The following is a 24,656-nucleotide window of genomic DNA, read 5'->3' as shown; positions in this document are numbered from 1 at the left end:
GACAGCAAAAACCGCTCTGCAAAGCCACACAAAGCCCCTCTCCGGTTTGAGCGCTTGCAGCGCCCCGGTGCAGAGCTTACATTCCACTCCGACCCAATCACGACGCTAAGGAGCGCCCTTCATGGCCATCACCGCCTCTGACATCGAACACCTGATCCGCGCAGGTCTGCCCGACGCCAAGATCATCGTTCAGGGCGACGACGGTCAGCATTTCGCCGCCGAGGTGATCGACCCCTCGTTCAAGGGCATGAACCGCGTCCAGCAACAACGCGCCGTGAACGCGACCCTCAAAGCCCAGCTCGAAAGCGGCGAGCTGCACGCGCTGGCACTCACCACCCGCGCCCCGGAATAACGCACAAGCGCCCCACGGGGCGGCGAAAGGACATTGATATGACTGCACAAGACACCATCCAGACCACTGTCGATGAAAACGATGTCGTTCTCTTCATGAAGGGCACGAAACTCATGCCGCGCTGCGGGTTTTCCTCGAAAGTGGCCGGGATTCTCAACTTCATGGGCGTCGATTATCTCGACGTGGACGTGCTCTCCGACGAGGAAATCCGCCAAGGGATCAAGGAATTCTCCGACTGGCCGACCATTCCGCAGCTTTACGTCAAAGGCGAATTCGTCGGCGGCTGCGACATCGTGATCGAGATGACGCTCTCGGGCGAGCTGGACCAAATGCTCGCGGACAAGGGCGTCGCCTTCGACACCGAGAAAGCCGACCAGATCCGCGCCGCGAACGCCTGATCCGAACGCTTACAGAACCACGAAAGGCGCGATCATCCCGCGCCTTTTTTGCTGTCTTATCTGATCATTAGTAGATCGAAAACCGGCACTCATCGGCGATCACGCGGACCTCGTCCCCGTCCTGAAACACCAGCCGCGTCTGCCCGTCCGGGCCTTCGAAATAAAGATATTCCTGCGCGTCTCCGACGTAATGCGTGAAAAGCGAGATCCCGTCCGGTGTCGCGCCTTGCGGATAAAACACCAGAAGCCGCCCTTCGACAAAGAGGATCACATAGAGATCGCCGGTTTCTTCGATGGGCAGGAACACGCGCGGCAGCGTCACGCCGCTTGCACAGTCATACTGCCCCTCGACAATATCCTCCGCCTGCGCCGCACCTGTGAGGGCAAGGCCCAAACCAAGTGCCGCGAGCCAGCGCATCACGCCTCGCCCAGCGTATCGGTCACGCCCAGACGCTCTTCGAACGCCGCCGCCATCGCCTCCGCCCGCGCCGCCATTTCGGCCAGTGTGTCGGTGACATCGGCGGGCACCACCGGCACCTCGATCTTCTGCGGTTCCGGCTCCGGGCGCGCCCGCATCTCTTCGATCAGCGCCTCCTGCGCGCCGAGCTTGCTTTCGAGCGCGCGCATCTGTTCTTCCATCCCCGCCGTCTTGTCCGCAAGCATCAGCCCCGCCATCAACAGCATCCGTTCAGACGGCAACCGCCCGATCTGGCTCGACAAAACCGAAGCCTCATTGTCCAGAAGCTGGGCGGCGGATTTCAGGAAATGTTCCTCACCGGACTGACAGGCCACATCGAATTCGCGTCCACCGATGGAGATTTTCACTTCGGGCATCGCTTATACCTCCTCGCTCGACGGCACCGCCGCGCTGCGTGTCATCACCGCGCGCAGTTCCGTCAGGAGCGCATCGAGCTCCGTCACATCTACATCGCGCGTCGCCTTGAGCGCCTCAAGTTCCGCACGCATGCCCTCGTCGATCAGGCTCGCATCGCCCAAGCCCTCGGCATTCGCCGCCCGCAGCGCCGCGTTGTTCTCGCGCAGCTGCGCGTTCACATTGCGCAGCTTCTGCATCTCGCGGTCGTGGTCCATCAACTGACGGCGGAGTGTTTCCACCTCGTCTTCGAGCGCCGCGACATGGCTTTCCTGACGGTCATGGATCGCCTTCACCCGCGCCTCGAGCTGGGCGTTGGCGCTCTGTTCCTCGGCCAGCGCATCGTTCAGCCGCGCAACCTCGGCCTCGAGCACATCGCTCGCGACTCCCCCCTCGACCTGCGTCTGCGCCGCTTCGGTTCGCTCTTCGGCCACCGCCACCGCGCGCCCGATCCGCTCAAGCGCGGCTGTGATCCGGGCCTCGAAATCGGAAATCTCGCTCATTGCCACCTACTCACATTCTGCCTTGTCATCACGAGCCCCTCTCCCAGCGCCTTGCCTGAACTCTGCCTAAGCCCCATGAAAGCCGAAACTTCCTTTGTCCTCAAGGGCGAAGCGCGCGGGCCTCATGTTCTCTCTCTTGATTCGCGAGACTATCTCATGAGGCCGGATTTACCAACATGCCTCCTCAACCGGGCGCGGAAAGCCCCCGCCACCCTCCACATGACCATGTTCAATAGCGTCGCAACCGCACCTCGCCGCTTGCACTTTGCCGTCACATCGTTATCAGGAGGCCCGAAAGGCCGGAATTTCCGTGGATTCCACAGGGTCCGGCCCCGTTTGGGAGCCTAAAGGAGATCCGCCCGTGGATATCGCAACCCTGCGCGAGGCGCACCCCGATCACTGGATGCGTGCCGCCGCCATTCGTACCCTGACCCTCGATGCCGTCGCCGGTGCCAATTCCGGTCACTCCGGTATGCCGATGGGCATGGCCGATGTGGCCACCGTGCTGTTCGGCAAGCATCTGAAATTCGATGCCTCCGCACCGCTCTGGCCAGACCGCGACCGGTTCATCCTGTCGGCAGGCCACGGCTCCATGCTGATCTATTCCCTGCTCTATCTCACCGGCTACAAAGAGATGCCGCTCGAGGAGATCAAGAACTTCCGTCAGATGGGCGCGAAAACCGCCGGACACCCGGAAAACTTCCTCTTGGATGGCGTCGAAACCACCACCGGCCCGCTCGGCCAGGGCATTTCCAATGCCGTCGGTTTCGCCATGGCCGAAGAAAGCCTGCGCGCCCGGTTCGGCACCAAGCTTCAGAACCACTTCACCTATGTGATGGCCGGTGACGGCTGTCTCATGGAAGGTGTGAGCCAGGAAGCCATCGCGCTCGCCGGGCGTCAGAAGCTCTCCAAGCTCATCGTCTTCTGGGACAACAACAACATCACCATCGACGGCACAGTCGACATCGCCGACCGCACCGATCAGGTGGCGCGCTTCAAAGCCGCGGGCTGGCATGTTCAAGCCATCGACGGTCACGATCCGGAACAGATCGACGCTGCCATCGAAGCCGCGAAGAAATCCAAGAAACCGTCGATGATCGCCTGCAAGACCCATATCGCTCTGGGTCACGCCGCGCAGGACACCTCCAAAGGCCATGGCGCGCTGACCAATCCCGAGCAACTCGCCGCCGCAAAAGCCGCTTATGGCGTGAACTGGGGCGCTTATGAGGTCTCGCCCGAGGTGAAAGCCGAATGGGAAGAGATCGGCTCCAAAGGCCGCCATGAGCGCGTCGAATGGGAAGCCCGCTTCGAGGAGCAATCCGAACGTCGTCAGGCCGAGTTCAACCGCGTTTTCGCGGGGGAAGCACCGAAGAAGCTCTCCGCCACGATCAAGGCATTCAAAAAGCAGATCTCCGAGACCGCGCCGAGCTTGGCGACCCGCGCCTCCTCGCAGAAGGTGCTCGAAGTGATCAACCCGATCATGCCCGAGACCATTGGCGGCTCCGCCGATCTCACCGGTTCGAACAACACGCTGACCGGCGACATGGGTGTCTTCGACGAGACCAACCGCAAGGGTCGTTACGTGTATTACGGCATCCGTGAGCACGGCATGGCCGCCGCGATGAACGGCATGGCGCTGCACGGCGGTATCCGCCCCTATGGCGGCACCTTCTTCTGCTTTACCGATTACGCGCGCCCGGCGATGCGTCTGTCGGCTCTGATGCGCATTCCGGTGACCTATGTCATGACCCATGACTCCATCGGTCTGGGCGAAGACGGGCCGACGCACCAGCCGGTCGAACATCTCGCGATCTGCCGCGCGACACCGAACACGCTGACGATCCGTCCGGCGGATACGGTCGAAACGGCTGAGGCCTGGGAAATTGCCCTGACCTCGCAGAAAACCCCGTCTGTCCTCGTGCTGACCCGTCAGAACGTCCCGACGCTGCGGACCGAGCACAAAACCGCCAACCTCGTGTCGAAAGGCGCCTATGTGCTGGCCGAAGCCGAGGGCAAGCGCGACGCGATCCTGATCGCCACCGGTTCCGAAGTGGCGATCGCCATGGAAGCCCGCAAGATCCTGCAAGAGAACGGCATCGGCACCCGCGTTGTCTCCATGCCCTGTATGGAGCTTTTCGCCGAGCAGGACGAAGCCTACCGCCGCAAGGTGCTTCCGGCCGGTCCGGTGCGCGTCGGCGTCGAGGCCGCGATGCGCGCAGGCGGCTGGGACCGCTGGCTGCTGGGCGAGCGTGGCCGTGAAGCGAAACAGGCTTTCGTCGGCATGGACCGCTTCGGTGCCTCCGCCCCGGCCGAAGAGCTTTACGAGAAATTCGGCATCACCGCTGAGAACATCGTGGCGCAGGTCAAGGCCCTGCTGGGCTGATCTCAGCCTCCGCGCAGATTTTGAAAACGCCCGCTTCGGTGGGCGTTTTCGCGTTTCCGCCCCCGTTTCCGGCCCCGATTATGACCCTGATCATGGCGCGATCGGGCGTGTCGTGGCACACTAGGACATGGCGGAAAGGAGGACTGTCATGCGTATTCTCTTGATCCTTATGAGCCTCGGAGTTCTGGTCGGTTGCATGGAACCTGCGCCCACCGAATATCCGGTCAGTCACGAAACCTGCGCGCCCGGCGATCCGGTGCAAACGCTCGATTCGAACGATTGCAAACTGCCCGGCATGTGAGTTGAAATATGACGGGTTTTCTCTCGGGGGCCTTCGGGTCCCCGAGATGGCGTTGAGTTGTTCTCATCTTGTTATCGCTAAACCGCCTCTTTTGGTGATGTTTGCGCGAACATGTTGGCGTTAAACACTTTTCCAAAACGGCACACCGCCGTATACCGACCTGCAACTCCCCTCCTCAACAGAACATCAGCCGGAGACGCAATATGACCATCAAACTCGGGATCAACGGATTTGGCCGCATCGGGCGCTGCACGCTCGCGCATATCGCAGAGGCCGGGCTGAACGAGATCGAGGTGGTCAAGATCAATGCCACCGGTCCGATTGAGACCAACGCGCACCTGTTGAAATACGACAGCATCCATGGCCGTTTCGGCGGCACGGTGTCGATTGAGGGCAACACGATGGATCTGGGCAATGGTCCGATCCAGGTGATGTCGACCTACAACCCGGAGGAGCTGGATTGGGAGGGTGTCGATGTGGTGCTCGAATGCACCGGCAAGTTCAACGATGGCCACAAAGCCGACGTTCACCTCGAACGCGGTGCGCGCAAGGTGCTGATCTCGGCCCCTGCGAAAAACGTCGACCGCACCGTGGTGTTCGGCGTCAACCACCGCGACCTGCGCGAGACCGAGCGGATGATTTCGAACGGCTCCTGCACCACGAACTGCCTCGCGCCGCTCGCCAAGGTGCTCAACGACGCCATCGGCATCGAGAGCGGCATCATGACCACGATCCACAGCTACACCGGCGACCAGCCGACGCTGGACCGTCGTCACAAGGATCTCTACCGCGCCCGCGCCGCCGCCATGGCGATGATCCCGACCTCCACCGGTGCTGCCAAGGCGATCTCCGAAGTGCTGCCGGAACTGGCGGGCAAGCTCGACGGCTCGGCGATCCGCGTGCCGACGCCGAACGTCTCCGCCGTCGACCTGACCTTCCAGGCCTCCAAGGATGTGACCGTCGCCGACGTCAACGAGATCGTGCGCGAAGCCGCCGAAGGCCACATGCGCGCGGTTCTCGGTTACGACCCGGAACCGAAAGTCTCCATCGACTTCAACCACACGGTGCAATCCTCGATCTTCGCCCCCGATCAGACCAAGGTGATCGGTCGCACCGTGCGCGTGCTCGCCTGGTACGACAACGAATGGGGCTTCTCGGCACGCATGGCCGATGTGGCCACTGCCATGGGCCGGCTCTGACGCCTTATAGGCCAGACCAGACGCCCTTCGGGGCGGGGGAAGAGGAGCCCCCGTCCTGTCACATTTTTTGGCAAAGCCATGAGCCCCGCAGGCTATCCTGCGGGCATAATTTCGCTTTTTTTGATCTGCCCCCTTTTTTTCTTCACACCCCTGTCGCATTGTGCCCCCAAGACAGACGTTAGCGCGAGAATATGACCAATCAGATTGCCCTGGGCCTCGCCATCGTGATTTTGATCGCGCTCGGCCTCGATTTCGGACTGACCGGGGGTGCAGGATCTTTGTTTCTGGCCCGGGAATGGCTTCGGCTGCTCACCTGGATCGCATTCTGGCGCTGATCGCTGTCATGGGACCGGTGACGGTCGCCTTATACATATTTGCGCAAGGGGCACGTCTCCTTGCGGATCACATGAGATGGGACAGGGTCCCGTCAGCCAAAGCGTCAAGGAGGTGCTGTTATGGCCGTGAAAGTCGCAATTAACGGATTTGGTCGGATCGGGCGCAATGTGCTGCGCGCCATTGTCGAATCGGGGCGGACCGATATCGAGGTGGTGGCGATCAACGATCTGGGTCCGGTGGAAACCAACGCGCACCTGCTGCAATTCGACTCTGTGCATGGTCGCTTCCCGGTCGAGGTGAAATTCACCGAAGACACGATCGACGCCGGTCGCGGCCCGATCAAGGTAACCGCCATCCGCAACCCGGAAGAGCTTCCGTGGGGGGATGTCGATATCGCGCTGGAATGCACCGGCATTTTCACCGCCAAGGAAAAGGCCGCCCTGCACCTGAAGAACGGCTCCAAACGCGTTCTGGTCTCCGCACCCGCCGCAGGTGCCGACAAGACCATCGTCTTCGGTGTGAACGACGATGTGCTGACCGCCGATGACATCATCGTGTCGAACGCCTCCTGCACCACCAACTGCCTCTCGCCGGTCGCCAAGGTGCTCAACGATGAGATCGGGATCGTGAAAGGCTTCATGACCACGATCCACTCCTACACCGGCGACCAGCCGACGCTCGACACGATGCACAAGGATCTGTATCGCGCCCGCGCCGCAGCGCTTTCGATGATCCCGACCTCGACCGGGGCCGCCAAGGCCGTGGGTCTCGTGCTGCCGGAACTCGCGGGCAAGCTCGACGGTGTCGCGATCCGCGTGCCGACGCCGAACGTCTCCGTCGTCGACCTGACCTTCGAGGCTGCCCGCGAAACCACCGTGGAGGAGATCAACGAGAAAATCCGCGCCGCCGCCAACGGCCCGCTCAAAGGCATTCTCGGCTACACGGATCGCAAGCTCGTGTCTTCGGATTTCAACCACGATCCGCACAGCTCGATCTTCCACACCGATCAGACCAAAGTCATGGAAGGCACCATGTGCCGCATCCTGACCTGGTACGACAACGAATGGGGCTTCTCCAACCGTATGGCGGACACCGCCGTCGCGATGGCGAAATTCCTCTAAAACCGATCAGGCGGGGTGAAAACCCCGCCATGACATCCCCCTCGCGCCTGAAGCGCAGTGCAAGCGTTTTGCATCGCCTGAGACAGATTCAGCCCTAAGACAGGCTGAGCGAAGCCCGTTTATCCCGCGCGAACGGGAGACAAACGCCCCGGGGAGCCCTCCGGGGCGTTTTTATTGTCATGGGACCGCTCTTGAGGCTTGTTCCCCGCAAATCGCATGTTATCTGATCCATAAGCCTCCCGCCTCCCCACCTCCCTTTTCTTCGTCCAGCCACAGGTTCCATGCCCAGCCTTTCCACCATTCTCAGCGAATTCATCACCCTCTGGGTCGTCATTGATCCGATCGGCACCCTGCCCGTCTTCATCGCCGGGACTGCGGGCCTGACGCCCCGCCTCGCGCGCATGGTTGCCGCCCGCGCCGTGATCATCGCCTGCCTGATCCTGCTCGCCTTCATCCTGCTCGGTCAAACCGTTCTGGATGCACTCGGGCTCGGGCTGCCGTCTTTCCAGATCGCAGGCGGGTTGGTGTTGTTTCTCTTCGCGCTCACGATGATCTTTGGCGATGGCAAACCCTCGCATGAGGCGGCTCAGGTCGAAAGACCCCATAGCGACAAACAGGACCAGGCCCGGCGCGTCTCCGTCTTTCCTCTGGCCATGCCTTCGATTGCCTCTCCGGGCGCGATGCTGGCCGTCGTGATGCTCACCGACAACGACCGTTTCTCCTTCGCTCATCAGGCGATGACAGCCTCGATCATGATCGTCGTCCTGTTCATCACGCTTTTGATTCTGATGGCCGCACAGCCAATCCTGCGCATCCTCGGAGAAACCGGCGCCGCGATCATCTCGCGCGTCATGGGCATGGTGCTGGCCGCCGTGGCGGTGGACGTCGTGCTCAAAGGCTTTGTCTCCATCGGCGTCATTCCGGCGTTTTGAACACCCGCAAGCCCGCGAGACATATTGCGAAACAGCAATGCGTTTCGCGCAAAACCCATGCGTAAATCGCATATCGAACTTGGCGAACCGGCATTGGTGTTAGCGCTAAAATGAGAGCATATCAGAGCCATCGAAACGCTTACGCCCTGAAAGGACCGGCATCATGAAAACGCTTGCTTCCCTCGCCACCGCCGCCCGCAAACGGGCCGCCTATCGCCGCACTCTGGCCGAGCTTGACAGTCTCTCCGACAAGGTCAAAGCCGACCTGAACATCGACGCCGCCCGCGCCCGCCAACTGGCGCATGAGGCGATCTACGGATGAGACAGACGCCCTGCACCCGCGCATGAGAAGGCCCCCAAGCGGGGCTTTTTTCATGCCTGACGCTGTTCGGCCCGGCGAAGGCTCAGCGCCCGAACTTCGCCAAAAGCCGCTCCTCCACCGCTGGTGACACGAATTTGGAAATCTCGCCATCGAGACGGGCGATTTCCTTGACGAGCTTCGAGGCAATCGCCTGATGCCGCGCATCGGCCATCAGGAACACGGTCTCGATATTGTTGTCGAGTGCCCGGTTCATCCCAACCATCTGATATTCATATTCGAAATCCGCCACGGCTCGCAGGCCGCGGATGATGAGCGAGGCGTTCACATCGCGGGCACATTGGATCAGAAGGTTCTCGAACGGATGCACCACGATCTCGCATCCGGTGTCCGCCGAAAAACCCTCGGTATAATCCTTGAGCATCTCGACACGCTCGTCGAGACTGAACAAAGGCCCCTTGTCGCGGTTGATGGCCACACCGATGACAAGCCGGTCGACAAGCGCACAGGCCCGTCGGATGATGTCGCCATGTCCATGGGTCACCGGGTCGAAAGTGCCGGGATACAAGCCGATACGCATGGGATCTTCCTCCTCTTCCTCTGGCGCACGCAACTATATTGCAGGTGCGAAATCAAGAGGATTGGGGCGCGAACGCCCCGTCACCCATGATAATTTTCCCTGTCTTCCGGCGTTTCTCCCGGCACGGATCGGCTTAATGCCCCATGATCATGCCTTCGAGCGCGGTGTTCTCCATGGCGAGCTGATCGAGCCGCGCCTGGACCACATCGCCGATCGACACGAGGCCGATCATCTCCTCGCCATCCATCACCGGCATGTGACGGAAGCGCCCGGCGCTCATCCGCTCCAGCACGGCCAGCGCGGTGTCGTCCGCCTTGCAGCTCACCAGCTTGCGAGTCATGAAATCCGCCACCTTATGGGTCAGCACCTCGGCTCCGGTCCGGCCCAATTCGCGCACGATGTCACGCTCCGACAGGATGCCTTCCGGGCGTTTCGCATCCGTAGCGACGATCACCGCCCCGATCCGGCGGGCGGACAAAAGCTCCGTCGCCTCTCCCACCGTCATATCCGGCCGAATGGTCACGGTTTCCGCAATCGCCTTGGCTTTCAAAATTTGTCCAACGAGCATGGTTCCTCCCTTTTTATCAATTGGCTGCCGCAGGTGCAGCCCTCTCCCTTGTCTCCCTTCCCTCAGCCTCTCCCGGGGTGCGACAATCTGTCAAGTCTCGGCTTCGAGTTTCTCGACGACCTCCCGCATCTCCCGGGTGAAAATCTCGCAAAATCTCGACAGGCGTTCGACCTTGCGGTCATCCTCGTGACGCACCAGCCAGAAGGCACGTTTGAGCCGCACCTGCTCCGGCAGAACCCTGCGCATCCGTGGCACATAGGGCAGGCAAAAGTCGTGCACGACGCCAATCCCAAGTTCGGCGCGGATCATGTTGAGCTGCACGGAGACCGAATTCGACGTATAATCCACCTGTTTCACGCCGATTTCCTCAAGATAGTCGAGTTCCTTGTCGAAGATCAGATCCGGGACATAGCCGACCATCTTATGCGCGCCGAGATCCTCAAGGGTTCTGATCCCCGGTTGCCGCCGCAGGTAGGGGCGCATCCCCGCTAGCGACAGGTGATAGTCGGTAATCTTCTGCACCAGAAGCCGCCCGGCGGTCGGCGCAGACACGCTCACCATCAGATCGACTTCGCGTTTCGAGAGATTGAACAGCCGCGGCTGGGCAATAACCTGCATCTCAAGATCGGGGTGGTCTTGGGCGATTCGCGCAATCACCCGGGGCAGGACATAGTTGGCGCAGCCATCCGGTGCACCGATGCGGATCACCCCCTTGAGCCCCGCATCGCCCTCCTCCGTAAGCGTTTCGGCCCCCAGCGTCACCGCCTGTTCCGCCGTTTCCGCATGGGCCAGAAGCCGCCCGCCGTCGCGGGTCAGCTCATAGCCCTGCGGCGATTTCGCGAACAGCGTGACGCCAAGCCCCTCTTCCAGTCGCGCAATCCGTCGCCCCACCGTCGCCGGATCGATCTTGAGCTGCCGCCCCGCGCCCGAGAGGCTTTCGGTCCGCGCCACCGCCAGAAACACCCGCAGATCGTCCCAGTTCATCTTGGCTCCTTTCATTTTGCAAAAACGCAAAATCTTTTTGAAATCTTCGCCCTTTTTAACCCATTTTCGCAAGGCTAACTTTAGGACAAGTCAGATGGAGGACCCCATGCAAGAGCTCAAACATTACATCAACGGTGCATACGTCGCCGGCACGTCCGGTCGTTTCTCCGAAGTGCGCAACCCGGCCACCGGCGAGGCCATTGCCAAAGTGCCTCTCGCAACGCCCGCTGAGCTGGACGATGCCGTCGCGAAAGCAGCCGTTGCGCAAATCGGCTGGGCCAAGGTCAACCCGCAGCGCCGCGCCCGCGTCATGATGAAATTCGGTCGTCTGATCGAGGATAACATGGACGCGCTGGCCGAATGCCTGTCCCGCGAGCATGGCAAGACGCTGCCGGACGCCAAGGGCGACATTCAGCGCGGTCTTGAAGTGATCGAGGTCTGCATGGGCGCGCCTGCGATGCTCAAGGGCGAGTTCACCGGCGACGCGGGTCCGGGCATCGACCTTTACGCCATCCGCCAGCCGCTCGGCGTCGTTGCGGGCATCACGCCGTTCAACTTCCCGGCGATGATCCCGCTGTGGAAAATGGGCCCGGCGCTGGTCTCCGGCAACGCCATGATCCTGAAACCCTCGGAACGCACGCCGATGACCTCGCTGATGCTGGCCGAGCTTGCCACCGAAGCCGGTGTGCCCGCAGGCGTGTTGCAAGTCGTCCATGGCGACAAGGAATCCGTTGACGCGATCCTCGACAACGAGACGATTCAGGCCGTGGGCTTTGTCGGCTCGACCCCGATCGCGCAATATATCTACGGTCGTGCAGCCTCCAATGGCAAACGCGCCCAGTGTTTCGGCGGTGCGAAAAACCACATGATCATCATGCCGGACGCCGATCTCGACAAGGCCGCCGACGCGCTGGTCGGCGCGGGTTTTGGCGCGGCAGGCGAACGCTGCATGGCCGTCTCCGTGGCCGTGCCCGTGGGCAAGGAAACCGCCGACAAGCTGATCGAGAAACTCGTGCCGAAGATCGAGAAACTCAAGGTCGCGCCCTATACCGCCGGTGACGACACCGATTACGGCCCCGTCATCACCGCGCAGGCGAAAGCGCGCATCGAAAGCCTGATCACCTCCGGCGTCGAGCAAGGCGCGACGCTTGTCACCGATGGGCGCGGCATGAGCATTCAGGGCTATGAGAACGGCTATTTCGTTGGCCCGACCCTGTTCGATGACGTCACCCCGGAGATGGACATCTACAAGGAAGAGATCTTTGGCCCGGTGCTGTCGCAGGTCCGCATGGAGACCTATGAAGAGGCGCTTCAGCTGATCATCGACAACGATTACGGCAACGGCACGGCGATCTACACCGCCGATGGCGACACCGCGCGCGATTTCGTGGCGCGTGTGAATGTCGGCATGGTCGGCGTCAACTTCCCGATCCCGGTGCCGCTGTCCTATTATTCCTTCGGCGGCTGGAAGAAATCGGCCTTCGGCGATCTCGATCAATACGGCCCCGATGCGTTCAAATTCTACACCAAGACCAAAAAGGTCACCTCGCGCTGGTTCTCCGGCATCAAAGATGGTGTGGCGCTGAACTTCAAGGCGATGGACTAAGCTCAAAAGCCTTCACAAATCGAACATTCGGGCGGGCTTTCATCCTGAAAGCCCGCTTTTTCTTATTTTATTCCAATATTCTTACGCAGTCTCGCCGCCCTGCGGCAAATCCGTCAACGTATATGACGGATGTGAGTTTGTTACAGACAGACGCCCGGCTGCGCAGTAGCCTAAATCTTAGGTTAACCAAGACTCACTGGAGAGTTCCATGTTGAAAAAGAACGTCGGCGGTATTGACCGCATCCTGCGCATCGTGATCGGCCTTGCCCTCATCCTCGGGTTCTTCCTGAACACCGAAGCCTCGTTGCGCTGGCTTTATCTGATCGGGATCATCCCGCTGGTGACCGGGCTGATCTCCTCCTGCCCGCTCTATTCGATCTTCGGGATCAACACCTGCAAGAAATGATCGTCACCCCGAATGCGCCAGCGCATCGAGCGCTTCGCGATCGGTGAGATACACCACGCCGCGGGCGGTTTTCACCCATCCGCGGCGTTGGAATTCCTGAAGTTGGCGGGAGATCACCTCCCGCGCCGTGCCCAGTTCCGCCGCCAGTTGCGCATGCGTCGCCTTCAGCTCCCCCGCGCCCCGGGACAATCCGAGCAGTTTCTGTGCCAGACGGATATCGACCTTTTGAAAGGCGATTTCCTCGATCACATGAAACAGATCGGTGATGCGCCGCGAATAGGCGGAAAACACGAAATTGCGGAAACTCTGCGAGCGCGCCACCAGATCGTCGAACACCCGACGCGGAATGGCGACCGCCTCCACCTCCGTCTCGGCAATGCCCTCGGCGCTGTAATCCTCATAAGCCAGAAGGCAGGCGGTGGTCAGCACACAGCTTTCCCCGGCATGTACCCGGTAGAGCACGATCTCGCGCCCCCCCTCGGTGGTTTGCTGCACCCGAACCGTGCCTTCGAGCAGCATGAGAAGGTTCTCCGGGCTTTTCCCCGGCCCGAACAGCACCGTGTTTTCCGGCAGGTGCACGATCTGCGACTGGCTCACGAGGCGCTCGCGCACCTTCGGCTCCAGCTCCGCCAGACCGGAAAAACGGTCGATCCAATCCATCCTGTGCCCCTTTGCTTCAAGGGGTCTTCTTAAAAGCTTGTCGCCTCTTCCACAATCTCTGTCAGCAAATCCTCCACCGCCTGCATCGGGCCATCGGGGTAATCGTGGAAGCCGATGGTGACCTTGCCCGCCTGATCGGCGACGAAAATCGAATAGGGACAATGCACGATGTTCATCGGATCGGCCTCCATCACCTGACGCGACACGGTGGCCGAGCAGAACAGGAACACATCCGCTGCATCGAACAACACGACATCGGAGCCGACATCCTCGCGGGTCCGCTCCAGCATCTCGCCGGTGTGGCTGCGGTAGTCGATCACCAGTCCCTTCGAGATGATCGCATCCTCGACGGCAAAAGCCGCGTCCTCGAATGTGCCGTCATAATCGAAGGTGATCGCCTGATCGTTCGCCAGAACCGGCGCGCCGAGACCTGCGCCGGTCGCGAGTGCCAAAAGCACCGTCAAAGCTTTGGTGTTCATGAAAAATCCTCCCTGATTTCCCGAATGATACCACAGATAATACCACGAAAAAGGGCGGCACCCAGTTCGGATGCCGCCCCCTTGTTCGCAAAGGATGTCTTACTGCGACACCGATTTGAGGTATTCGATCACCGCGGCGATCTCCTCATCCTTTTTCAGACCGGCAAAGGTCATTTTTGTCTTCGGGAACATCGCTTTCGGCTTGGCCAGATATTCGCTCAGATTGGCCTCGGTCCAGGAGAACCCCTCGGCATGGGCGTCCGTGAAGTCCTTGGAATATTTGAAATCCGAAATATGGGTGATCGGCGCACCGACCACGCCATTGAGCACCGGCCCGGTCTTGTTCTTCGCCCCCTCGCCCACCTGGTGACAGGCGGCGCATTTCTTGAAGACCTTCTCGCCCTGTGCCGCCAGATCGGCGTCAAAGGACATGGCTGCCATCTCGACCGGCGCCTCTTCCGCAACGGGCTCTGCCGTAGCCTCTTCGACCGCAGGCATCTCAACCGGCGTTTCGACAGCCTCCTCGACGACGGCGGCGGCGTCTGTCACGCTCTCCGTGCCCGCTTCCTCCGGCGTCACGTCCAGAACGGTTGCGCGTTTGGTGATCTCGACCGTGTCCTTGCAGTTCTCGTAACAGGCATTCGCCTCGGTGAAGATCGCATATTCACTCGAAGGCCGATCATCGACGACAAAGCCCCCGGCATTCGGCATCTCCACATCGAGGAAATTCTCGTTCGACAACACGAAATCGTCGTCCACGATATAGTTCGAGTAGAGCAGATAGGCGGTGATCGCATAGACGTCGTCGTCGGACATGGTCTGCGCATTTCCAAAGGGCATGGAGCGGCGGACATAATCATAGACGGTCGAGAGATAGGGCCAGTAAGAGCCGATGGTTTTCAGCGGATCCTTGTCCGCCAAAGTGCCATCGCCGCCCGCCAGTTTCGGCCAGTTGCCGACGCCTTCCGCGAACTCGCCGTGACAGACGGCACAGTTCTCGGAAAAGATCATTTCGCCGTCTTCAACCGAGCCGGAGCCGATGGGCAAACCCTCGCCATTGGGCGAAATATCGTGGTTCCACGCCGCGATTTCTTCGGGCAGAGCCGCCCGGCCAAGGCCGAGTTTTTCCGCGAAAGCCGGCATCGCCAGCGTGGCGGAGAGGGCGGTTGTGAGGATCAGTTTAGGAAGAAACTTCGACATTTTCCGCCTCCCCGTTCGTTTTGACATGCCAGGTCTGGATACAGTTGTTGTGATAGACGGAATTCTCGCCGCGCACGTCGCGCAGTTGCGCCTTGGTCGGCTGAACATAGCCCGTGTCGTCATGGGCGCGCGACTGGAGCAGCATCTCTTCGCCATCCCATGTGGTGTCGAGATAGAAGCGGGTGAGCGCCATCGACTGGCCCTCATTGGCAAGCCGCGCTTTCTGCCATGTCTTGCCACCATCGACGGAAACATCGACGCCGGTGATGGCACCACGGCCCGACCACGCAAGCCCCGTGATCACCAGCGGGCCTTTGCCGTGCTTGATCGGCGATTGCGGGCTGGGCGAGGTCACCACGGATTTCGCATCCATGACCCAGGTCCATTTGCGCGAGGTGCCGTCCGCGAGCGTGTCGGTGTATTTCGAGGTTTCCTCACGCGACTGAATGGCCTGCGCGGTCACTTCGATGCGCCGCAGCCATTTCACCCACATATTGCCTTCCCAACCGGGAACGACCAGACGCACCGGATAGCCATGCTCCATGCGCAATGCTTCACCATTGGCTTTGAAGGCGATCATGCAGTCATCGAGCGCCTTTTCCATCGGGATCGAGCGTCCGTTCGACGACGCATCCGCGCCCTCGACATAGACCCATTTGTCGGAAAGATCGCCCGCGGCACCCAGCCCCGCCTCTTCCAGAAGCGTGCGCAGCGTCACGCCGGTGTATTCCATGTTGTGGATCATGCCATGGGTGAACTGCGCGCCATTGAGTTGCGCCCCCGCCCATTCCATGCCGGTATTGGCCGCGCATTCGAGGAAGAACGTCTTGTTCACCCGCGGGAAGCGTTCGAGATCCTCATAGCTAAAGACCAGCGGCTGATCGACCAAGCCGTTGATCATCAAACGATAATCTTCCTTGCGGAGTTCAATCGCACCGGAGTGGTGACGCTCGAAGGCACAGCCCTGCGGCGTGATCGTCCCGTCGAGCGCATGGATCGGCGTAAAGTTGATCGACGAAATCGGATCGGCCGTCAGCCACGGCACGTTGCGGCGAATGACATCGCCTTCGTATTTGATCGGCAGGCCGTAGGGCGTTTCATCCACGCCCGCGCCGGTGGACATGGCCCAGTCCTGTTTCTCTGTGATCAGCGGATCGGGACCGTCCTGAGCTGCGGCTTTGCTCGCGGCCAGTCCGACCCCGGTGGCCGCCGCCCCGCGCAGGAAGGCGCGCCGACTTTGTCCGTTCTGGGTGTCACTCATCTCTCGTGTCTCCCTCTTATGCGTTTCTGTGCGATTTTCATGTGGCGAGGCCCCGGCGCTCAGGCGCCGATGACCTTGACGGAGGTGTTCGGCTCGACGTGAACCACGCCCTGTTTGCGAATGTGATCCTCGACCACGTCCCAGATCTGCGGCCCTTCGGTGCCCTCGTTGACCGAGGCCCAGCCCGCGACGACATAGTTCTTCGCCGGGTCCAGCAGCTCGCCGGTTTTCAACAGCGTCAGCTCCGAAATCCGCTCGCCCTGCGGTTTGGTAATGTCGATGCGGTAACCAAGACCGCCCATCCGCACCATGTCGCCGCCCTGCTGGTAATAGGGATCGGGGTTGAAGATGTTGTCGGCCACGTCTTCCATGATCGTATGGATAAACTCGCCGGTCATCTCGGAACGGTACGCCTTGCCATAGGTCATCGAGGTCGCATTCCAGATGTCCTCGCGGGTGATCTTGTCGCCCGGCAGAAGGCTCGGGCCCCAACGTACGCCCGGCGACATCGCGATGTCCGCCTCGCGCTCAGACAGAAGCGCATCGCAAATCAGATCGTCCCAGGTGCCGTTGAAATTGCCACGGCGGTAAAGCACGCTATCGGTCTCGCCGATCACTTCGGTCATCGCCTCTTCATAGGGCGCGCGCTGCTCATTGATCAGGGCGGAAACCTCTTTGTCCGGCTCGATCACGTCGGAGAAGATCGGGATGAGTTTGTGCCGAAAGCCCATCATCCGCCCGTCGCGCACGTCCAGATCGACGCGGGACACGAATTTGCCGTTGGACCCGGAGGCGATGATGATCGTTTCGCCGACCAGAACCGGCTCCGGCAGCGCATCATGGGTGTGACCGGACAGAACGACGTCGATGCCCTTGACGAGGCTCGCCATTTTCTTGTCCACGTCGAACCCGTTATGCGACAACAGAACAACCAGCTCCGCACCCATGCCGCGCACCTCGTCGACCACTTCCTGCATCCGCTCGGTGCGAATGCCGAAAGAGTATTCCGGGAACATCCAGCCGGGGTTGGCGATGGGCATATAGGGGAAGGCCTGACCGATCACGGCAATCTTCACGCCGCCACGTTCGAAGAATTTGTACGGCTCGAAATCCTCCGCCGGTTCGTCCCATTCGGCGTCGAAAATATTCGCGCCCAGAGCCGCGAACGGCAGATCGGCCACCACTTCGCGCACGCGCTCTGAGCCCAAAGTGAATTCCCAATGGAAGGTCATCGCATCGGGTTTCAGCGCGTTCATCACGTTGACCATATCCTGCCCCGCCGTGTGGTAGCAGGTGTAGGAGCCATGCCATGTATCGCCGCCATCGAGCAAAAGCGCATCGGGCCGCGCAGCGCGGATCGAATTGATCACGGTGGCCACGCGGTCGAGGCCCCCGACCTTGCCATAGGCTTTGCCCAAAGCGGAAAAATCGTTGTAACTCAGAGCGTAAGCCGAAGGGGAATTGTCCTCGATGCCGTAGAGCTTGCGGAACTCCGCCCCCGTGACATGCGGCACCGCGCCCTTGTTGCCGCCCACGCCGATGTTGATTTCCGGCTCGCGGAAATAGATCGGTTTGAGCTGGGCGTGGATGTCGGTGACATGGATCAGCGAGACGTTACCAAAGGTGTCGAACTCCAGAAGCTGATCCTGCGTCAGGCTTTGTTGGGCCGCGAGACGCGCCCAGTTGCCAAACCCGGAGGCGCCGTAAAGGGCGGAGGCGGCCATGGAGACCTGAAGGAAGTCACGACGTGAAATCATGCGTGTAGCTCCGTAGATGCCGCACAAATCCATGAATTATGCGGGAATTTGAATATATCGGGAGAGAGAAAGCCCCGCGCGAGCCATCCTCGGCGGGGCTTCAAAGATCAGTTGCGGACGGACGGGCCCTCGACGGACAGGCCATTGCCACGCGACGCCACATAGAGTTCAAGCGCCACGAATTCCGGCGAGCCTGCGTTAAACGTCTCGGCGCGAGTGTCCCGGATACAGCCTTTAAACCGGCCATGGGTGCCCGTGAGCTTGTTGTCCTTGATCCGGTAAACCGGGAAGCCGTTGGTCTGCCCCTGCGACAGGTGGTCGGCGCGGATCATGTTGCCGTAATTCTGCTCATGGCAGTTGGAACAGGACAGATCGAGCTGGCCGAAACGCGTGTAATACATTTCCTTGCCCTGCTCCCAGGTCGCCTGAACCGGACCGTCGATCGCGACGTTCATCGGCATCCCCCGCGAAACCGACGACAGGGCGGCCTCGAAGTTCAGCATGGTGACGCTGTCGTATTTCTGCGGCTCCGCGCCCATCCGTTCGGTCAAACAGTCGTTGATCTGCATCTGGATCGTGTAGACCGCTTCCTTGTCGTCATTCCATTTCGGATAGGTCGGACGCACATTGGCGAGGCTCTCGACGCCGTCATGGCAATCCGCACAGGATTTGCCCTCGGTGCCCATCACGGTTTCGAATTGATCGAACCCCATCTCGGCGCCCAGCATGCCGGGGTTGTCGAAATCGTCCATTTCCATCGCTTGCGTGTCATCGGAACGGAAGCGCCAGCCGGACAGGATCTCGTCGAGATGACCTTCCAGATGCGCCGGCGCCGTCGTCTTGGTGACGATCTCGATCTCGCCGTTGATCACCAGTTCCGCGTCTTCATCGGCCAAAGCCGGGGCCGCGAGCGCCAGAGCGGTCAGAGCCGCCACAGTACAAGCCGTGCGAAGCGTGTTCTTCAGTTTCATGCGTTTCTCTCCTCCCTGGGGTTTACGCGCGCCCCCTCCTCCAAGGGCGCGCGCATAGGCCTTGGTCAGGCGATTTCGATCGCCTTAACGTCCTCGTAGACGGAGCCGTCGTCGTCATACCAGGTGAACTTGAATTCACCGGCCTCGGGCACGGTGGCATCGAATTCGATATAGGGGTTGGTCGAGATCGACGGCTCCAGCGTCACGTCGATCACCGACTGACCGTTGAACTCGCAGGTGAAGCGGTTGATGATCGAGCGCGGGATCACATTGCCGTCGCTGTCCTTGCGCTGCCCGGATTCCATCGGGTGCGAGATCAGCGTCTTGATCGCGATGACCTCGCCTGCTGCGGCGGTTTTGGGGACTTTGACGCGGGGTTTGACATCTGCTGCCATGGGTTTTCTCCTGAAAATGTGTTCGCTTAGCCGCCGCAGCCGCCGATGGTGACCTTCACGGTCGCGGCGGCCTTGACGAACGAGCCGTCAGCCATCTTCGCGATCGCAACCACGTCCTGCGTGCCAGCAAGACGGATGCGGGTGGAGGCCATTTGCGACCCGGCCAGCGGGCCAAAGGTAAAAGCGGCCACTTCCGGGGTGGGGTTGCCGGTGGCGAAGACCGCGATGGTTTCCGCGCCCGGGGCGTCAACGGTGATCGGAACGGTGTTGCCGTTCTCGGCGATTTCCGGGGCGGTGAGCGTGATGCCACCCGCGCCAGCCTCGGCGCCTCCGGTGAAAGCGGCGATGGCGTCATCGGCTGCCGCCACGGCGCGGAAGGGCAGCAGGGCCGCTGCCGTCGCGCCGAGACCGAGAGCCAGTGCGTCACGTCGTGTGAGATTCATGGTGTGCTCCTCGTTAGAGATTGGGAATGCCGACCGACGATCACTCGTCTTTCAGCGTCATGAGATAGGCGACCACATCCTCGATCTGCTGGGCCGAGAGGATCGGCGGCAGATCGGCCGGTGCGGCCTTGCCGGTGTAGGCGTCGCCCGGGCGGTTGAAGCCATCGACCTTGTAGAACGCGGGCATCACCGTGCCCTCGAAGGTCTTCTTCGGATTGATCACCAGACCGCGCAGTTCGGCTTCGGTCCAGCGGGAACCCGCGCCGTCAAGCCAGGGACCGACCTCGCCGTGGAACGGCACGTCGGCATAGGCCTCCGCCGCATGGCAGGAAACGCAGTTGCCCAAGGACTTTTCCGTCATGATCTTGCGGCCTTCGTCCGCATTGCCGGAAGACCCGGTCAGCGAGGTCTCGACCGCGCCGTAATCGTCGAACTGAACGTCACCGGGTGCGATCTCCGCCAGTGCGATGACCGGGGCCGCAACGGCACCGAGCGCGAACCCGGCGAGGCTGATTGCGATGCGTTTCATGTCTCCTCCCTAAAGACTGTGCTTCGTTTTCCGCATATCTGCGTTGTTCTTATTGCATACCGTAGCGTGCCAATTTGTCGCATGGCAAGCAACAAATTCAAAAAAATGAATTTTGCTGCATATGCATCCTTGAGGCGTGATTAACTCGCTCTATCTTGTGTCAATTATCGACCTTTAACTTACCCTGCTCCTGTTGCAGAACCACTTGACGGGCATGGTATTTCTGGAACGGCTCGTCGCCGTCGTAGCCGTGATCGAGCACCCATTGCATCATGTTGTAAGTGGTCAGCTTCCCGAAGGCCCCGGGCACCTGAGACACGGTTGCGTCCTTGGCGGAGACGCCTTCGGGCACTTCTTCCGGAAAATACAGATTCGTCGGCGTGAACAACACACCCCATTTCTGCACCATGTCCTTTTCCGGCAAAGTCTCGCCGTCGAAATCCGTCACCTCGACATCGCCGAACATGTTGATCTGGATGACGAAGAAATTCTCCTCGATCATCTGGGTGATCTCCGGGTCCGGGTAGACCTCTTCGTGCATTTTCTTGCAGTAGATGCAGCCGCGCTGCTCCACCATCACCAAAAGCCGCTTCCCTTCGGCATTGGCCTCGGCCAGATCTTCGCGCAGGTCCTTGAACGTGTCGCGCTGCCACGGCGTCTTGTGTAGCCCGTCATCGCCCATTTCCACCGCCAAAGCGGGGAAAGCGGCGGCGGCCAGCGTCAGTGTCAAAAGGGTCCGTCGTGCAATCTTGAACATGGTTTACAGGCTCCCGTTGGATCCGATTTTCGAGAAAGAGGGGAAGGTTTCGATCATCCACGCCGCGATCACATTGACCGAATTGGTCACGATCAGGATCGCGAAGAGGATCAGAAACACCCCCATCAGCTTTTCCACCTTCGGCAGGTGACGGCGGAATTTGGCGGCGAATTTGAGGAAGGGTTTGATGAAAAACGCCGCGACCACGAAGGGCGCGGTCATGCCGATGCCGAAAATCACCATCATCATCAGCCCGCGCAGCGCGGTGGCCTCGTTCGAGGCCAGCATCACCACCCCCACCAGAACGCCCCCTACGCAGGGCGTCCACCCGGCGGCAAAGGCGAGGCCGACAAGGTAGGACGACCAGACATTCATATTCGAGGTGTCCCCCGCCTGCATCTGGAACTGGCGGTTGAGAAAGCCGATGCGGATCACGCCCAGAAAGTGCAGCCCGAGGATGAACACCAGCGCGGCGGAGCCGATCCGGAACAGGTCCTGATGGCTGCGAAACGCCTGACTGAGCGAAAACGCCGCCGCACCCAAAAGGACGAAGACCGTGATGATCCCCAGCGAGAACATCACCGAGGAGATCACCGCCCGTTTGCGGGCCCCCGGCGCCAATTCGCCCTCGGCGTTGATCTCCGCCATCGAGGTTCCGGCCATGTAGGACAGGTAGAACGGCACGATGGGCAGGATACAGGGTGAGAAAAACACCACCAATCCGCCCAAAAGGGCCGACAAAAACGTCACGTCGAGCATATAATCCTCCCAGTGCGACTGGCCGGTTTGACCCGACGAGGCTCCTCAACCCCGCACCGCGGTTGATCCGCGACTTGTGCCATTCACATATTCAAATTAGGTTGAATATGTCGCACCCGTCAATCGGTATACATATGTTGACAAGAATTTTGGCCTTTGCCGCCCTTTCGCTCGGGGTGATTCTCTCCGTTACCCCCCCTGTCGCCGCCATGGAACTGGTGATGGTGGAGCAAGACGGCTGTGCTTATTGCGCCCGCTGGAACGCGGAAATCGCCCCGATCTATCCGAAAACCCCAGAGGGCGATTATGCGCCGCTGCGCCGCGTAGACCTGCGTGCGCCCCGCCCCGACGACCTCGAGTTCAAGGGACCGGTGATCTTCACGCCGACCTTCATTCTGGTCGACGAGGGCGTCGAGCAGGGCCGGATCGAGGGCTATGCGGGCGACGAAATGTTCTGGACCATGCTCACGATGTTGCTGCGCGATCACTCCGATTTCGCACCGCCGGACGAGAGCCTCGAAGACGCAACCGACGTGGAGGGAGACCGCGCCGGAAACTGAGATCACACCTAGGGAGGAAACAATGAAATCATTTAAAATCATGGCCTTGTGCGCAGGCCTCTGCGCCAGCATCATGGCCGTTCCCGCGCTTGCACAGGACGAGGACGCCTTTGTCACCTTTCAGGTGCTGAAGCCGGAATACGCTCAACGCGCCGCGGTCGCCGCGATGGAATCCTGCCGTGCGGCGGGCTATCAGGTCGGTGTCATGGTGGTGGATCGCTTCGGCATTCCGCAGGCCTATGTGCGCGACCGCTACGCCGGTTTGCACGTCTTCGAGACCGCAAGGCGCAAGGCCTGGACCGCCGTCTCCTTTCGCACCGACACGCTCAGCCTCGGTGAGTTGACCGCGCCCGGCGAGATGATGGCGGGCATTCGCGAACTGTCCGAACCTCTCGCCCTCGGAGGCGGTCTTGTGATTGAAGCGTCAGGCTCTATAGTGGCCGGCATCGGTGTTTCCGGCGCCCCAGGCCCCGACCTTGATGCGGACTGCGCTCAGGCGGGCATCGACGCCATCATGGACGACATCGCGTTTTAAGGACCCAAACAACTCTTCGAGGACACATGAGGTGGACAAAGTGAATTCGCCTTTGCCAATCATTACGGAGAACATGTCCGACGAGGACATGGATGTGATGATGTCGAGCGCCTGCGATGCGTCGCAGCTTTTAAAAGCCCTGTCGCATGAGGGGCGGTTGATGATCCTGTGTCATCTGGTGACCGGCGAGAAATCCGTCACCGAGCTCGAAGAGCTTTTGTCAGCACGTCAGGCCGCGGTGAGCCAACAGCTCGCCCGGCTGCGTCTCGAAGGTCTGGTGACGCCCCGCCGGGAGGGCAAGGCGATCTACTATTCCTTGACCGACGACCGGCCGAAACGCATTCTCGAAGTGATCTACGACATGTTCTGTTCGGTGGATGGCGGTCCCAGGAAGGGCGCGACCTGATATACGGAAATCCGCCGGGCATAGGGGAGGAGACATGCTCGACAGTGTTGATCCGGGGCTGTTTGCAGCCCTCATCGGGATGTTCGGCGGCCTGATCCTTGGCCTCGCTGCCCGTCTTGGCCGATTTTGCTCCATGGGCGCCATCGAGGACGCCCTTTACCAAGGCTCCGATCTGCGCGCCCGGCAATGGGGCGTCGCTCTGGGTGTGGCGCTCTTGGGCACCTTCACCCTGATCGGCTTCGGCCTCTTCGATCCCGCGAAAACCGCCTATCTCGGCCTCAGATGGTATCCGCTCGCCTCCATCGGCGGCGGGCTTCTGTTCGGTTATGGCATGGCTCTGGCGGGCAATTGCGGTTTTGGCGCGCTGGCGCGTCTCGGCGGCGGCGATCTGCGCAATTTCGTCATCGTTCTGGTGATGGGGCTTGCCACCTATGTCACGCTGAACGGGCCTCTGGCGTCGCTTCGCGTGTTTCTCTTCCCGCCCATGCCCGCCGAAGGCCCCCTGCCCGGCTTTGCCCATGGCATGGGTCTGCCGACCGTCCCGACCGGGATCGTCGCGGGTCTCGCAGTACTCGCCCTTTCGCTCTCCTCACGCGCCTTTCGCGCCAAGCCGAAACTCATTCTTTGGGGCGGCGTTGTCGGGCTGGCGATTGTCTCTGGCTGGGCCGGCACCGCATGGCTGTCGGAGGCGACATTCGAGGCCACCCCCGTCACCTCGCACAGCTTCGCCGCTCCGATCGGCGATACCTTGTTCTATCTGATGAGTTCCTCGGCCCTCTCACCGGGCTTCGGCGTCGGCTCGGTCATCGGCGTGCTCGCTGGCGCGGCCATCGGCTCGCTGATCAAGGGGCATTTCCGCTGGGAAGCCTGCGAAGACCCGCGCGAGCTGAAACGCCAGATCCTCGGAGCAAGTTTCATGGGCGTGGGGGCCGTGGTGGCCTTTGGCTGCACCGTCGGGCAAGGGCTTTCGGCCTTCTCGCTTCTGGCCTATTCCGCCCCGGTGACCATCGCCGCCATCGTAGCTGGCGCAGCCCTCGGCCTGCGCCAGCTGATCTACGGGTTCTCCTTCGCACGCTAGAGTTTGA

General features: G+C 60.9%; 32 protein-coding genes. 15 read left to right on the top strand and 17 right to left on the bottom strand.

Annotated features, from left to right (window positions below; all coding sequences use genetic code 11):
- The first annotated feature begins 121 nt into the window (after nt 1–121).
- Nucleotides 122–352, top strand: coding sequence for a BolA family protein (locus V1471_RS01990; protein ID WP_434286625.1), 231 nt, complete (start codon nt 122–124; stop codon nt 350–352).
- 38 nt (nt 353–390) lie between these two features.
- The gene (gene grxD / locus V1471_RS01985; protein WP_434286624.1) at nt 391–750 is read left to right on the top strand and encodes a Grx4 family monothiol glutaredoxin; all 360 of its coding nucleotides are present in this window, start codon (nt 391–393) and stop codon (nt 748–750) included.
- Between the two features lie 67 nt (nt 751–817).
- Here grxD and V1471_RS01980 read toward each other — a convergent pair whose 3' ends face one another.
- From V1471_RS01980 to V1471_RS01970, 3 genes are read right to left on the bottom strand one after another with little or no spacing between them, the layout of a single operon-like run.
- Nucleotides 818–1,168 carry a hypothetical protein gene (locus V1471_RS01980; protein ID WP_434286623.1) on the bottom strand — a complete coding sequence of 117 codons (351 nt, stop codon included), beginning with the start codon at nt 1,166–1,168 and terminating at the stop codon, nt 818–820.
- Nucleotides 1,168–1,584 (bottom strand): cell division protein ZapA, encoded by a 417-nt coding sequence (locus V1471_RS01975; protein WP_434286622.1) that lies wholly within the window; start codon nt 1,582–1,584, stop codon nt 1,168–1,170. The genes V1471_RS01980 and V1471_RS01975 overlap by 1 nt, the downstream gene beginning before the upstream one ends.
- Nucleotides 1,585–1,587: 3 nt before the next feature.
- Nucleotides 1,588–2,124: a hypothetical protein gene (locus tag V1471_RS01970; RefSeq protein ID WP_434286621.1), complete on the bottom strand. Its 537-nt coding sequence runs from the start codon at nt 2,122–2,124 to the stop codon at nt 1,588–1,590.
- Between the two features lie 361 nt (nt 2,125–2,485).
- Here V1471_RS01970 and tkt point away from each other — a divergent pair, with 361 nt between their 5' ends.
- The 7 genes from tkt to V1471_RS01935 all read left to right on the top strand — a co-directional run bounded on the left by tkt (nt 2,486) and on the right by V1471_RS01935 (nt 8,718).
- Complete coding sequence (gene tkt / locus V1471_RS01965) at nt 2,486–4,507, top strand: transketolase (RefSeq protein WP_434286620.1); 2,022 nt, start codon at nt 2,486–2,488, stop codon at nt 4,505–4,507.
- Between the two features lie 148 nt (nt 4,508–4,655).
- Complete coding sequence (locus V1471_RS01960; RefSeq protein WP_434286619.1) at nt 4,656–4,808, top strand: hypothetical protein; 153 nt, start codon at nt 4,656–4,658, stop codon at nt 4,806–4,808.
- A 203-nt stretch (nt 4,809–5,011) separates the two neighbouring features.
- A complete protein-coding gene (gap, locus tag V1471_RS01955) occupies nt 5,012–6,007 on the top strand; it encodes a type I glyceraldehyde-3-phosphate dehydrogenase (RefSeq protein WP_434286618.1) in 996 nt (331 codons plus the stop codon).
- A 191-nt stretch (nt 6,008–6,198) separates the two neighbouring features.
- A complete protein-coding gene (locus V1471_RS01950) occupies nt 6,199–6,342 on the top strand; it encodes a hypothetical protein (protein WP_434286617.1) in 144 nt (47 codons plus the stop codon).
- A gap of 120 nt (nt 6,343–6,462) precedes the next feature.
- Nucleotides 6,463–7,464, top strand: coding sequence for a type I glyceraldehyde-3-phosphate dehydrogenase (gap, locus tag V1471_RS01945; RefSeq protein WP_434286616.1), 1,002 nt, complete (start codon nt 6,463–6,465; stop codon nt 7,462–7,464).
- Between the two features lie 281 nt (nt 7,465–7,745).
- Nucleotides 7,746–8,396: a MarC family protein gene (locus V1471_RS01940; protein WP_434286615.1), complete on the top strand. Its 651-nt coding sequence runs from the start codon at nt 7,746–7,748 to the stop codon at nt 8,394–8,396.
- Nucleotides 8,397–8,559: 163 nt separating this feature from the next.
- Nucleotides 8,560–8,718 (top strand): hypothetical protein, encoded by a 159-nt coding sequence (locus tag V1471_RS01935; protein WP_434286614.1) that lies wholly within the window; start codon nt 8,560–8,562, stop codon nt 8,716–8,718.
- A gap of 82 nt (nt 8,719–8,800) precedes the next feature.
- Here V1471_RS01935 and coaD read toward each other — a convergent pair whose 3' ends face one another.
- The 3 genes from coaD to V1471_RS01920 form a co-directional block, all read right to left on the bottom strand.
- Nucleotides 8,801–9,295: a pantetheine-phosphate adenylyltransferase gene (coaD, locus tag V1471_RS01930; RefSeq protein WP_434286612.1), complete on the bottom strand. Its 495-nt coding sequence runs from the start codon at nt 9,293–9,295 to the stop codon at nt 8,801–8,803.
- A gap of 133 nt (nt 9,296–9,428) precedes the next feature.
- Entirely contained in the window at nt 9,429–9,863 is a 435-nt protein-coding gene (locus tag V1471_RS01925) for a CBS domain-containing protein (protein WP_434286611.1), read from the bottom strand.
- A gap of 90 nt (nt 9,864–9,953) precedes the next feature.
- Nucleotides 9,954–10,847 (bottom strand): LysR family transcriptional regulator, encoded by an 894-nt coding sequence (locus tag V1471_RS01920; RefSeq protein ID WP_434286610.1) that lies wholly within the window; start codon nt 10,845–10,847, stop codon nt 9,954–9,956.
- Between the two features lie 106 nt (nt 10,848–10,953).
- Between V1471_RS01920 and V1471_RS01915 the strand changes: the two genes are divergently transcribed.
- Both V1471_RS01915 and V1471_RS01910 read left to right on the top strand, forming a co-directional pair.
- Nucleotides 10,954–12,453, top strand: coding sequence for a CoA-acylating methylmalonate-semialdehyde dehydrogenase (locus V1471_RS01915; RefSeq protein ID WP_434286609.1), 1,500 nt, complete (start codon nt 10,954–10,956; stop codon nt 12,451–12,453).
- A gap of 208 nt (nt 12,454–12,661) precedes the next feature.
- Nucleotides 12,662–12,859, top strand: a complete 198-nt coding sequence (locus V1471_RS01910; protein ID WP_434286607.1) for a YgaP family membrane protein — start codon at nt 12,662–12,664, stop codon at nt 12,857–12,859.
- A gap of 3 nt (nt 12,860–12,862) precedes the next feature.
- Here the strand turns inward: V1471_RS01910 and V1471_RS01905 are convergent, their stop codons facing one another.
- The 11 genes from V1471_RS01905 to V1471_RS01855 all read right to left on the bottom strand — a co-directional run bounded on the left by V1471_RS01905 (nt 12,863) and on the right by V1471_RS01855 (nt 22,070).
- Nucleotides 12,863–13,519: a Crp/Fnr family transcriptional regulator gene (locus V1471_RS01905; protein WP_434286606.1), complete on the bottom strand. Its 657-nt coding sequence runs from the start codon at nt 13,517–13,519 to the stop codon at nt 12,863–12,865.
- A gap of 29 nt (nt 13,520–13,548) precedes the next feature.
- Nucleotides 13,549–13,998, bottom strand: a complete 450-nt coding sequence (locus tag V1471_RS01900) for a DUF302 domain-containing protein (RefSeq protein WP_434286605.1) — start codon at nt 13,996–13,998, stop codon at nt 13,549–13,551.
- A gap of 99 nt (nt 13,999–14,097) precedes the next feature.
- Nucleotides 14,098–15,198, bottom strand: coding sequence for a c-type cytochrome (locus V1471_RS01895; protein ID WP_434286604.1), 1,101 nt, complete (start codon nt 15,196–15,198; stop codon nt 14,098–14,100).
- A complete protein-coding gene (soxC, locus tag V1471_RS01890; protein WP_434286603.1) occupies nt 15,179–16,459 on the bottom strand; it encodes a sulfite dehydrogenase in 1,281 nt (426 codons plus the stop codon). Before soxC ends, V1471_RS01895 begins: the two co-directional genes overlap by 20 nt.
- 59 nt (nt 16,460–16,518) lie before the next feature.
- Nucleotides 16,519–18,216: a thiosulfohydrolase SoxB gene (soxB, locus tag V1471_RS01885; protein ID WP_434286602.1), complete on the bottom strand. Its 1,698-nt coding sequence runs from the start codon at nt 18,214–18,216 to the stop codon at nt 16,519–16,521.
- A gap of 107 nt (nt 18,217–18,323) precedes the next feature.
- Entirely contained in the window at nt 18,324–19,187 is an 864-nt protein-coding gene (gene soxA / locus V1471_RS01880; protein WP_434286601.1) for a sulfur oxidation c-type cytochrome SoxA, read from the bottom strand.
- Between the two features lie 65 nt (nt 19,188–19,252).
- Nucleotides 19,253–19,582, bottom strand: a complete 330-nt coding sequence (gene soxZ / locus V1471_RS01875) for a thiosulfate oxidation carrier complex protein SoxZ (RefSeq protein WP_434286600.1) — start codon at nt 19,580–19,582, stop codon at nt 19,253–19,255.
- Between the two features lie 26 nt (nt 19,583–19,608).
- Entirely contained in the window at nt 19,609–20,025 is a 417-nt protein-coding gene (gene soxY, locus V1471_RS01870; protein ID WP_434286599.1) for a thiosulfate oxidation carrier protein SoxY, read from the bottom strand.
- Nucleotides 20,026–20,065: 40 nt separating this feature from the next.
- A complete protein-coding gene (gene soxX, locus V1471_RS01865) occupies nt 20,066–20,554 on the bottom strand; it encodes a sulfur oxidation c-type cytochrome SoxX (protein ID WP_434286598.1) in 489 nt (162 codons plus the stop codon).
- Nucleotides 20,555–20,714: 160 nt separating this feature from the next.
- Nucleotides 20,715–21,311 carry a thioredoxin family protein gene (locus V1471_RS01860; protein ID WP_434286597.1) on the bottom strand — a complete coding sequence of 199 codons (597 nt, stop codon included), beginning with the start codon at nt 21,309–21,311 and terminating at the stop codon, nt 20,715–20,717.
- Nucleotides 21,312–21,314: 3 nt separating this feature from the next.
- A complete protein-coding gene (locus V1471_RS01855) occupies nt 21,315–22,070 on the bottom strand; it encodes a cytochrome c biogenesis CcdA family protein (RefSeq protein ID WP_434286596.1) in 756 nt (251 codons plus the stop codon).
- A 134-nt stretch (nt 22,071–22,204) separates the two neighbouring features.
- Here V1471_RS01855 and V1471_RS01850 point away from each other — a divergent pair, with 134 nt between their 5' ends.
- The 4 genes from V1471_RS01850 (at nt 22,205) to V1471_RS01835 (ending at nt 24,649) form a co-directional block, all read left to right on the top strand.
- The gene (locus V1471_RS01850; protein WP_434286595.1) at nt 22,205–22,630 is read left to right on the top strand and encodes a hypothetical protein; all 426 of its coding nucleotides are present in this window, start codon (nt 22,205–22,207) and stop codon (nt 22,628–22,630) included.
- A 22-nt stretch (nt 22,631–22,652) separates the two neighbouring features.
- Nucleotides 22,653–23,165 (top strand): GlcG/HbpS family heme-binding protein, encoded by a 513-nt coding sequence (locus tag V1471_RS01845; protein ID WP_434286594.1) that lies wholly within the window; start codon nt 22,653–22,655, stop codon nt 23,163–23,165.
- Nucleotides 23,166–23,238: 73 nt separating this feature from the next.
- Nucleotides 23,239–23,571 (top strand): ArsR/SmtB family transcription factor, encoded by a 333-nt coding sequence (locus tag V1471_RS01840; RefSeq protein WP_434286593.1) that lies wholly within the window; start codon nt 23,239–23,241, stop codon nt 23,569–23,571.
- A 34-nt stretch (nt 23,572–23,605) separates the two neighbouring features.
- Nucleotides 23,606–24,649 (top strand): YeeE/YedE family protein, encoded by a 1,044-nt coding sequence (locus V1471_RS01835; RefSeq protein WP_434286592.1) that lies wholly within the window; start codon nt 23,606–23,608, stop codon nt 24,647–24,649.
- Nucleotides 24,650–24,656: the final 7 nt, after the last annotated feature.

The organism is Celeribacter sp. SCSIO 80788, assembly GCF_051054295.1.
Lineage (GTDB): Bacteria > Pseudomonadota > Alphaproteobacteria > Rhodobacterales > Rhodobacteraceae > Celeribacter.
This window is presented reverse-complemented; position numbering and strand designations above follow the sequence as displayed.

Coding starts and splice junctions, on each gene's coding strand:
- V1471_RS01975 (WP_434286622.1), bottom strand. CDS start 1,584: ATGCCCGAAGTGAAAATCTCCATCGGTGGACGCGAATTCGATGTGGCC.
- V1471_RS01950 (WP_434286617.1), top strand. CDS start 6,199: ATGACCAATCAGATTGCCCTGGGCCTCGCCATCGTGATTTTGATCGCG.
- V1471_RS01935 (WP_434286614.1), top strand. CDS start 8,560: ATGAAAACGCTTGCTTCCCTCGCCACCGCCGCCCGCAAACGGGCCGCC.
- V1471_RS01990 (WP_434286625.1), top strand. CDS start 122: ATGGCCATCACCGCCTCTGACATCGAACACCTGATCCGCGCAGGTCTG.
- soxZ (WP_434286600.1), bottom strand. CDS start 19,582: ATGGCAGCAGATGTCAAACCCCGCGTCAAAGTCCCCAAAACCGCCGCA.
- soxC (WP_434286603.1), bottom strand. CDS start 16,459: ATGAGTGACACCCAGAACGGACAAAGTCGGCGCGCCTTCCTGCGCGGG.
- V1471_RS01895 (WP_434286604.1), bottom strand. CDS start 15,198: ATGTCGAAGTTTCTTCCTAAACTGATCCTCACAACCGCCCTCTCCGCC.
- V1471_RS01970 (WP_434286621.1), bottom strand. CDS start 2,124: ATGAGCGAGATTTCCGATTTCGAGGCCCGGATCACAGCCGCGCTTGAG.
- V1471_RS01850 (WP_434286595.1), top strand. CDS start 22,205: ATGTTGACAAGAATTTTGGCCTTTGCCGCCCTTTCGCTCGGGGTGATT.
- soxA (WP_434286601.1), bottom strand. CDS start 19,187: ATGAAACTGAAGAACACGCTTCGCACGGCTTGTACTGTGGCGGCTCTG.
- V1471_RS01840 (WP_434286593.1), top strand. CDS start 23,239: ATGTCCGACGAGGACATGGATGTGATGATGTCGAGCGCCTGCGATGCG.
- V1471_RS01960 (WP_434286619.1), top strand. CDS start 4,656: ATGCGTATTCTCTTGATCCTTATGAGCCTCGGAGTTCTGGTCGGTTGC.
- V1471_RS01915 (WP_434286609.1), top strand. CDS start 10,954: ATGCAAGAGCTCAAACATTACATCAACGGTGCATACGTCGCCGGCACG.
- V1471_RS01980 (WP_434286623.1), bottom strand. CDS start 1,168: ATGCGCTGGCTCGCGGCACTTGGTTTGGGCCTTGCCCTCACAGGTGCG.
- soxB (WP_434286602.1), bottom strand. CDS start 18,216: ATGATTTCACGTCGTGACTTCCTTCAGGTCTCCATGGCCGCCTCCGCC.
- coaD (WP_434286612.1), bottom strand. CDS start 9,295: ATGCGTATCGGCTTGTATCCCGGCACTTTCGACCCGGTGACCCATGGA.
- V1471_RS01920 (WP_434286610.1), bottom strand. CDS start 10,847: ATGAACTGGGACGATCTGCGGGTGTTTCTGGCGGTGGCGCGGACCGAA.
- V1471_RS01860 (WP_434286597.1), bottom strand. CDS start 21,311: ATGTTCAAGATTGCACGACGGACCCTTTTGACACTGACGCTGGCCGCC.
- V1471_RS01905 (WP_434286606.1), bottom strand. CDS start 13,519: ATGGATTGGATCGACCGTTTTTCCGGTCTGGCGGAGCTGGAGCCGAAG.
- V1471_RS01940 (WP_434286615.1), top strand. CDS start 7,746: ATGCCCAGCCTTTCCACCATTCTCAGCGAATTCATCACCCTCTGGGTC.
- V1471_RS01845 (WP_434286594.1), top strand. CDS start 22,653: ATGAAATCATTTAAAATCATGGCCTTGTGCGCAGGCCTCTGCGCCAGC.
- gap (WP_434286616.1), top strand. CDS start 6,463: ATGGCCGTGAAAGTCGCAATTAACGGATTTGGTCGGATCGGGCGCAAT.
- gap (WP_434286618.1), top strand. CDS start 5,012: ATGACCATCAAACTCGGGATCAACGGATTTGGCCGCATCGGGCGCTGC.
- V1471_RS01900 (WP_434286605.1), bottom strand. CDS start 13,998: ATGAACACCAAAGCTTTGACGGTGCTTTTGGCACTCGCGACCGGCGCA.
- soxY (WP_434286599.1), bottom strand. CDS start 20,025: ATGAATCTCACACGACGTGACGCACTGGCTCTCGGTCTCGGCGCGACG.
- V1471_RS01910 (WP_434286607.1), top strand. CDS start 12,662: ATGTTGAAAAAGAACGTCGGCGGTATTGACCGCATCCTGCGCATCGTG.
- V1471_RS01855 (WP_434286596.1), bottom strand. CDS start 22,070: ATGCTCGACGTGACGTTTTTGTCGGCCCTTTTGGGCGGATTGGTGGTG.
- grxD (WP_434286624.1), top strand. CDS start 391: ATGACTGCACAAGACACCATCCAGACCACTGTCGATGAAAACGATGTC.
- soxX (WP_434286598.1), bottom strand. CDS start 20,554: ATGAAACGCATCGCAATCAGCCTCGCCGGGTTCGCGCTCGGTGCCGTT.
- V1471_RS01925 (WP_434286611.1), bottom strand. CDS start 9,863: ATGCTCGTTGGACAAATTTTGAAAGCCAAGGCGATTGCGGAAACCGTG.
- V1471_RS01835 (WP_434286592.1), top strand. CDS start 23,606: ATGCTCGACAGTGTTGATCCGGGGCTGTTTGCAGCCCTCATCGGGATG.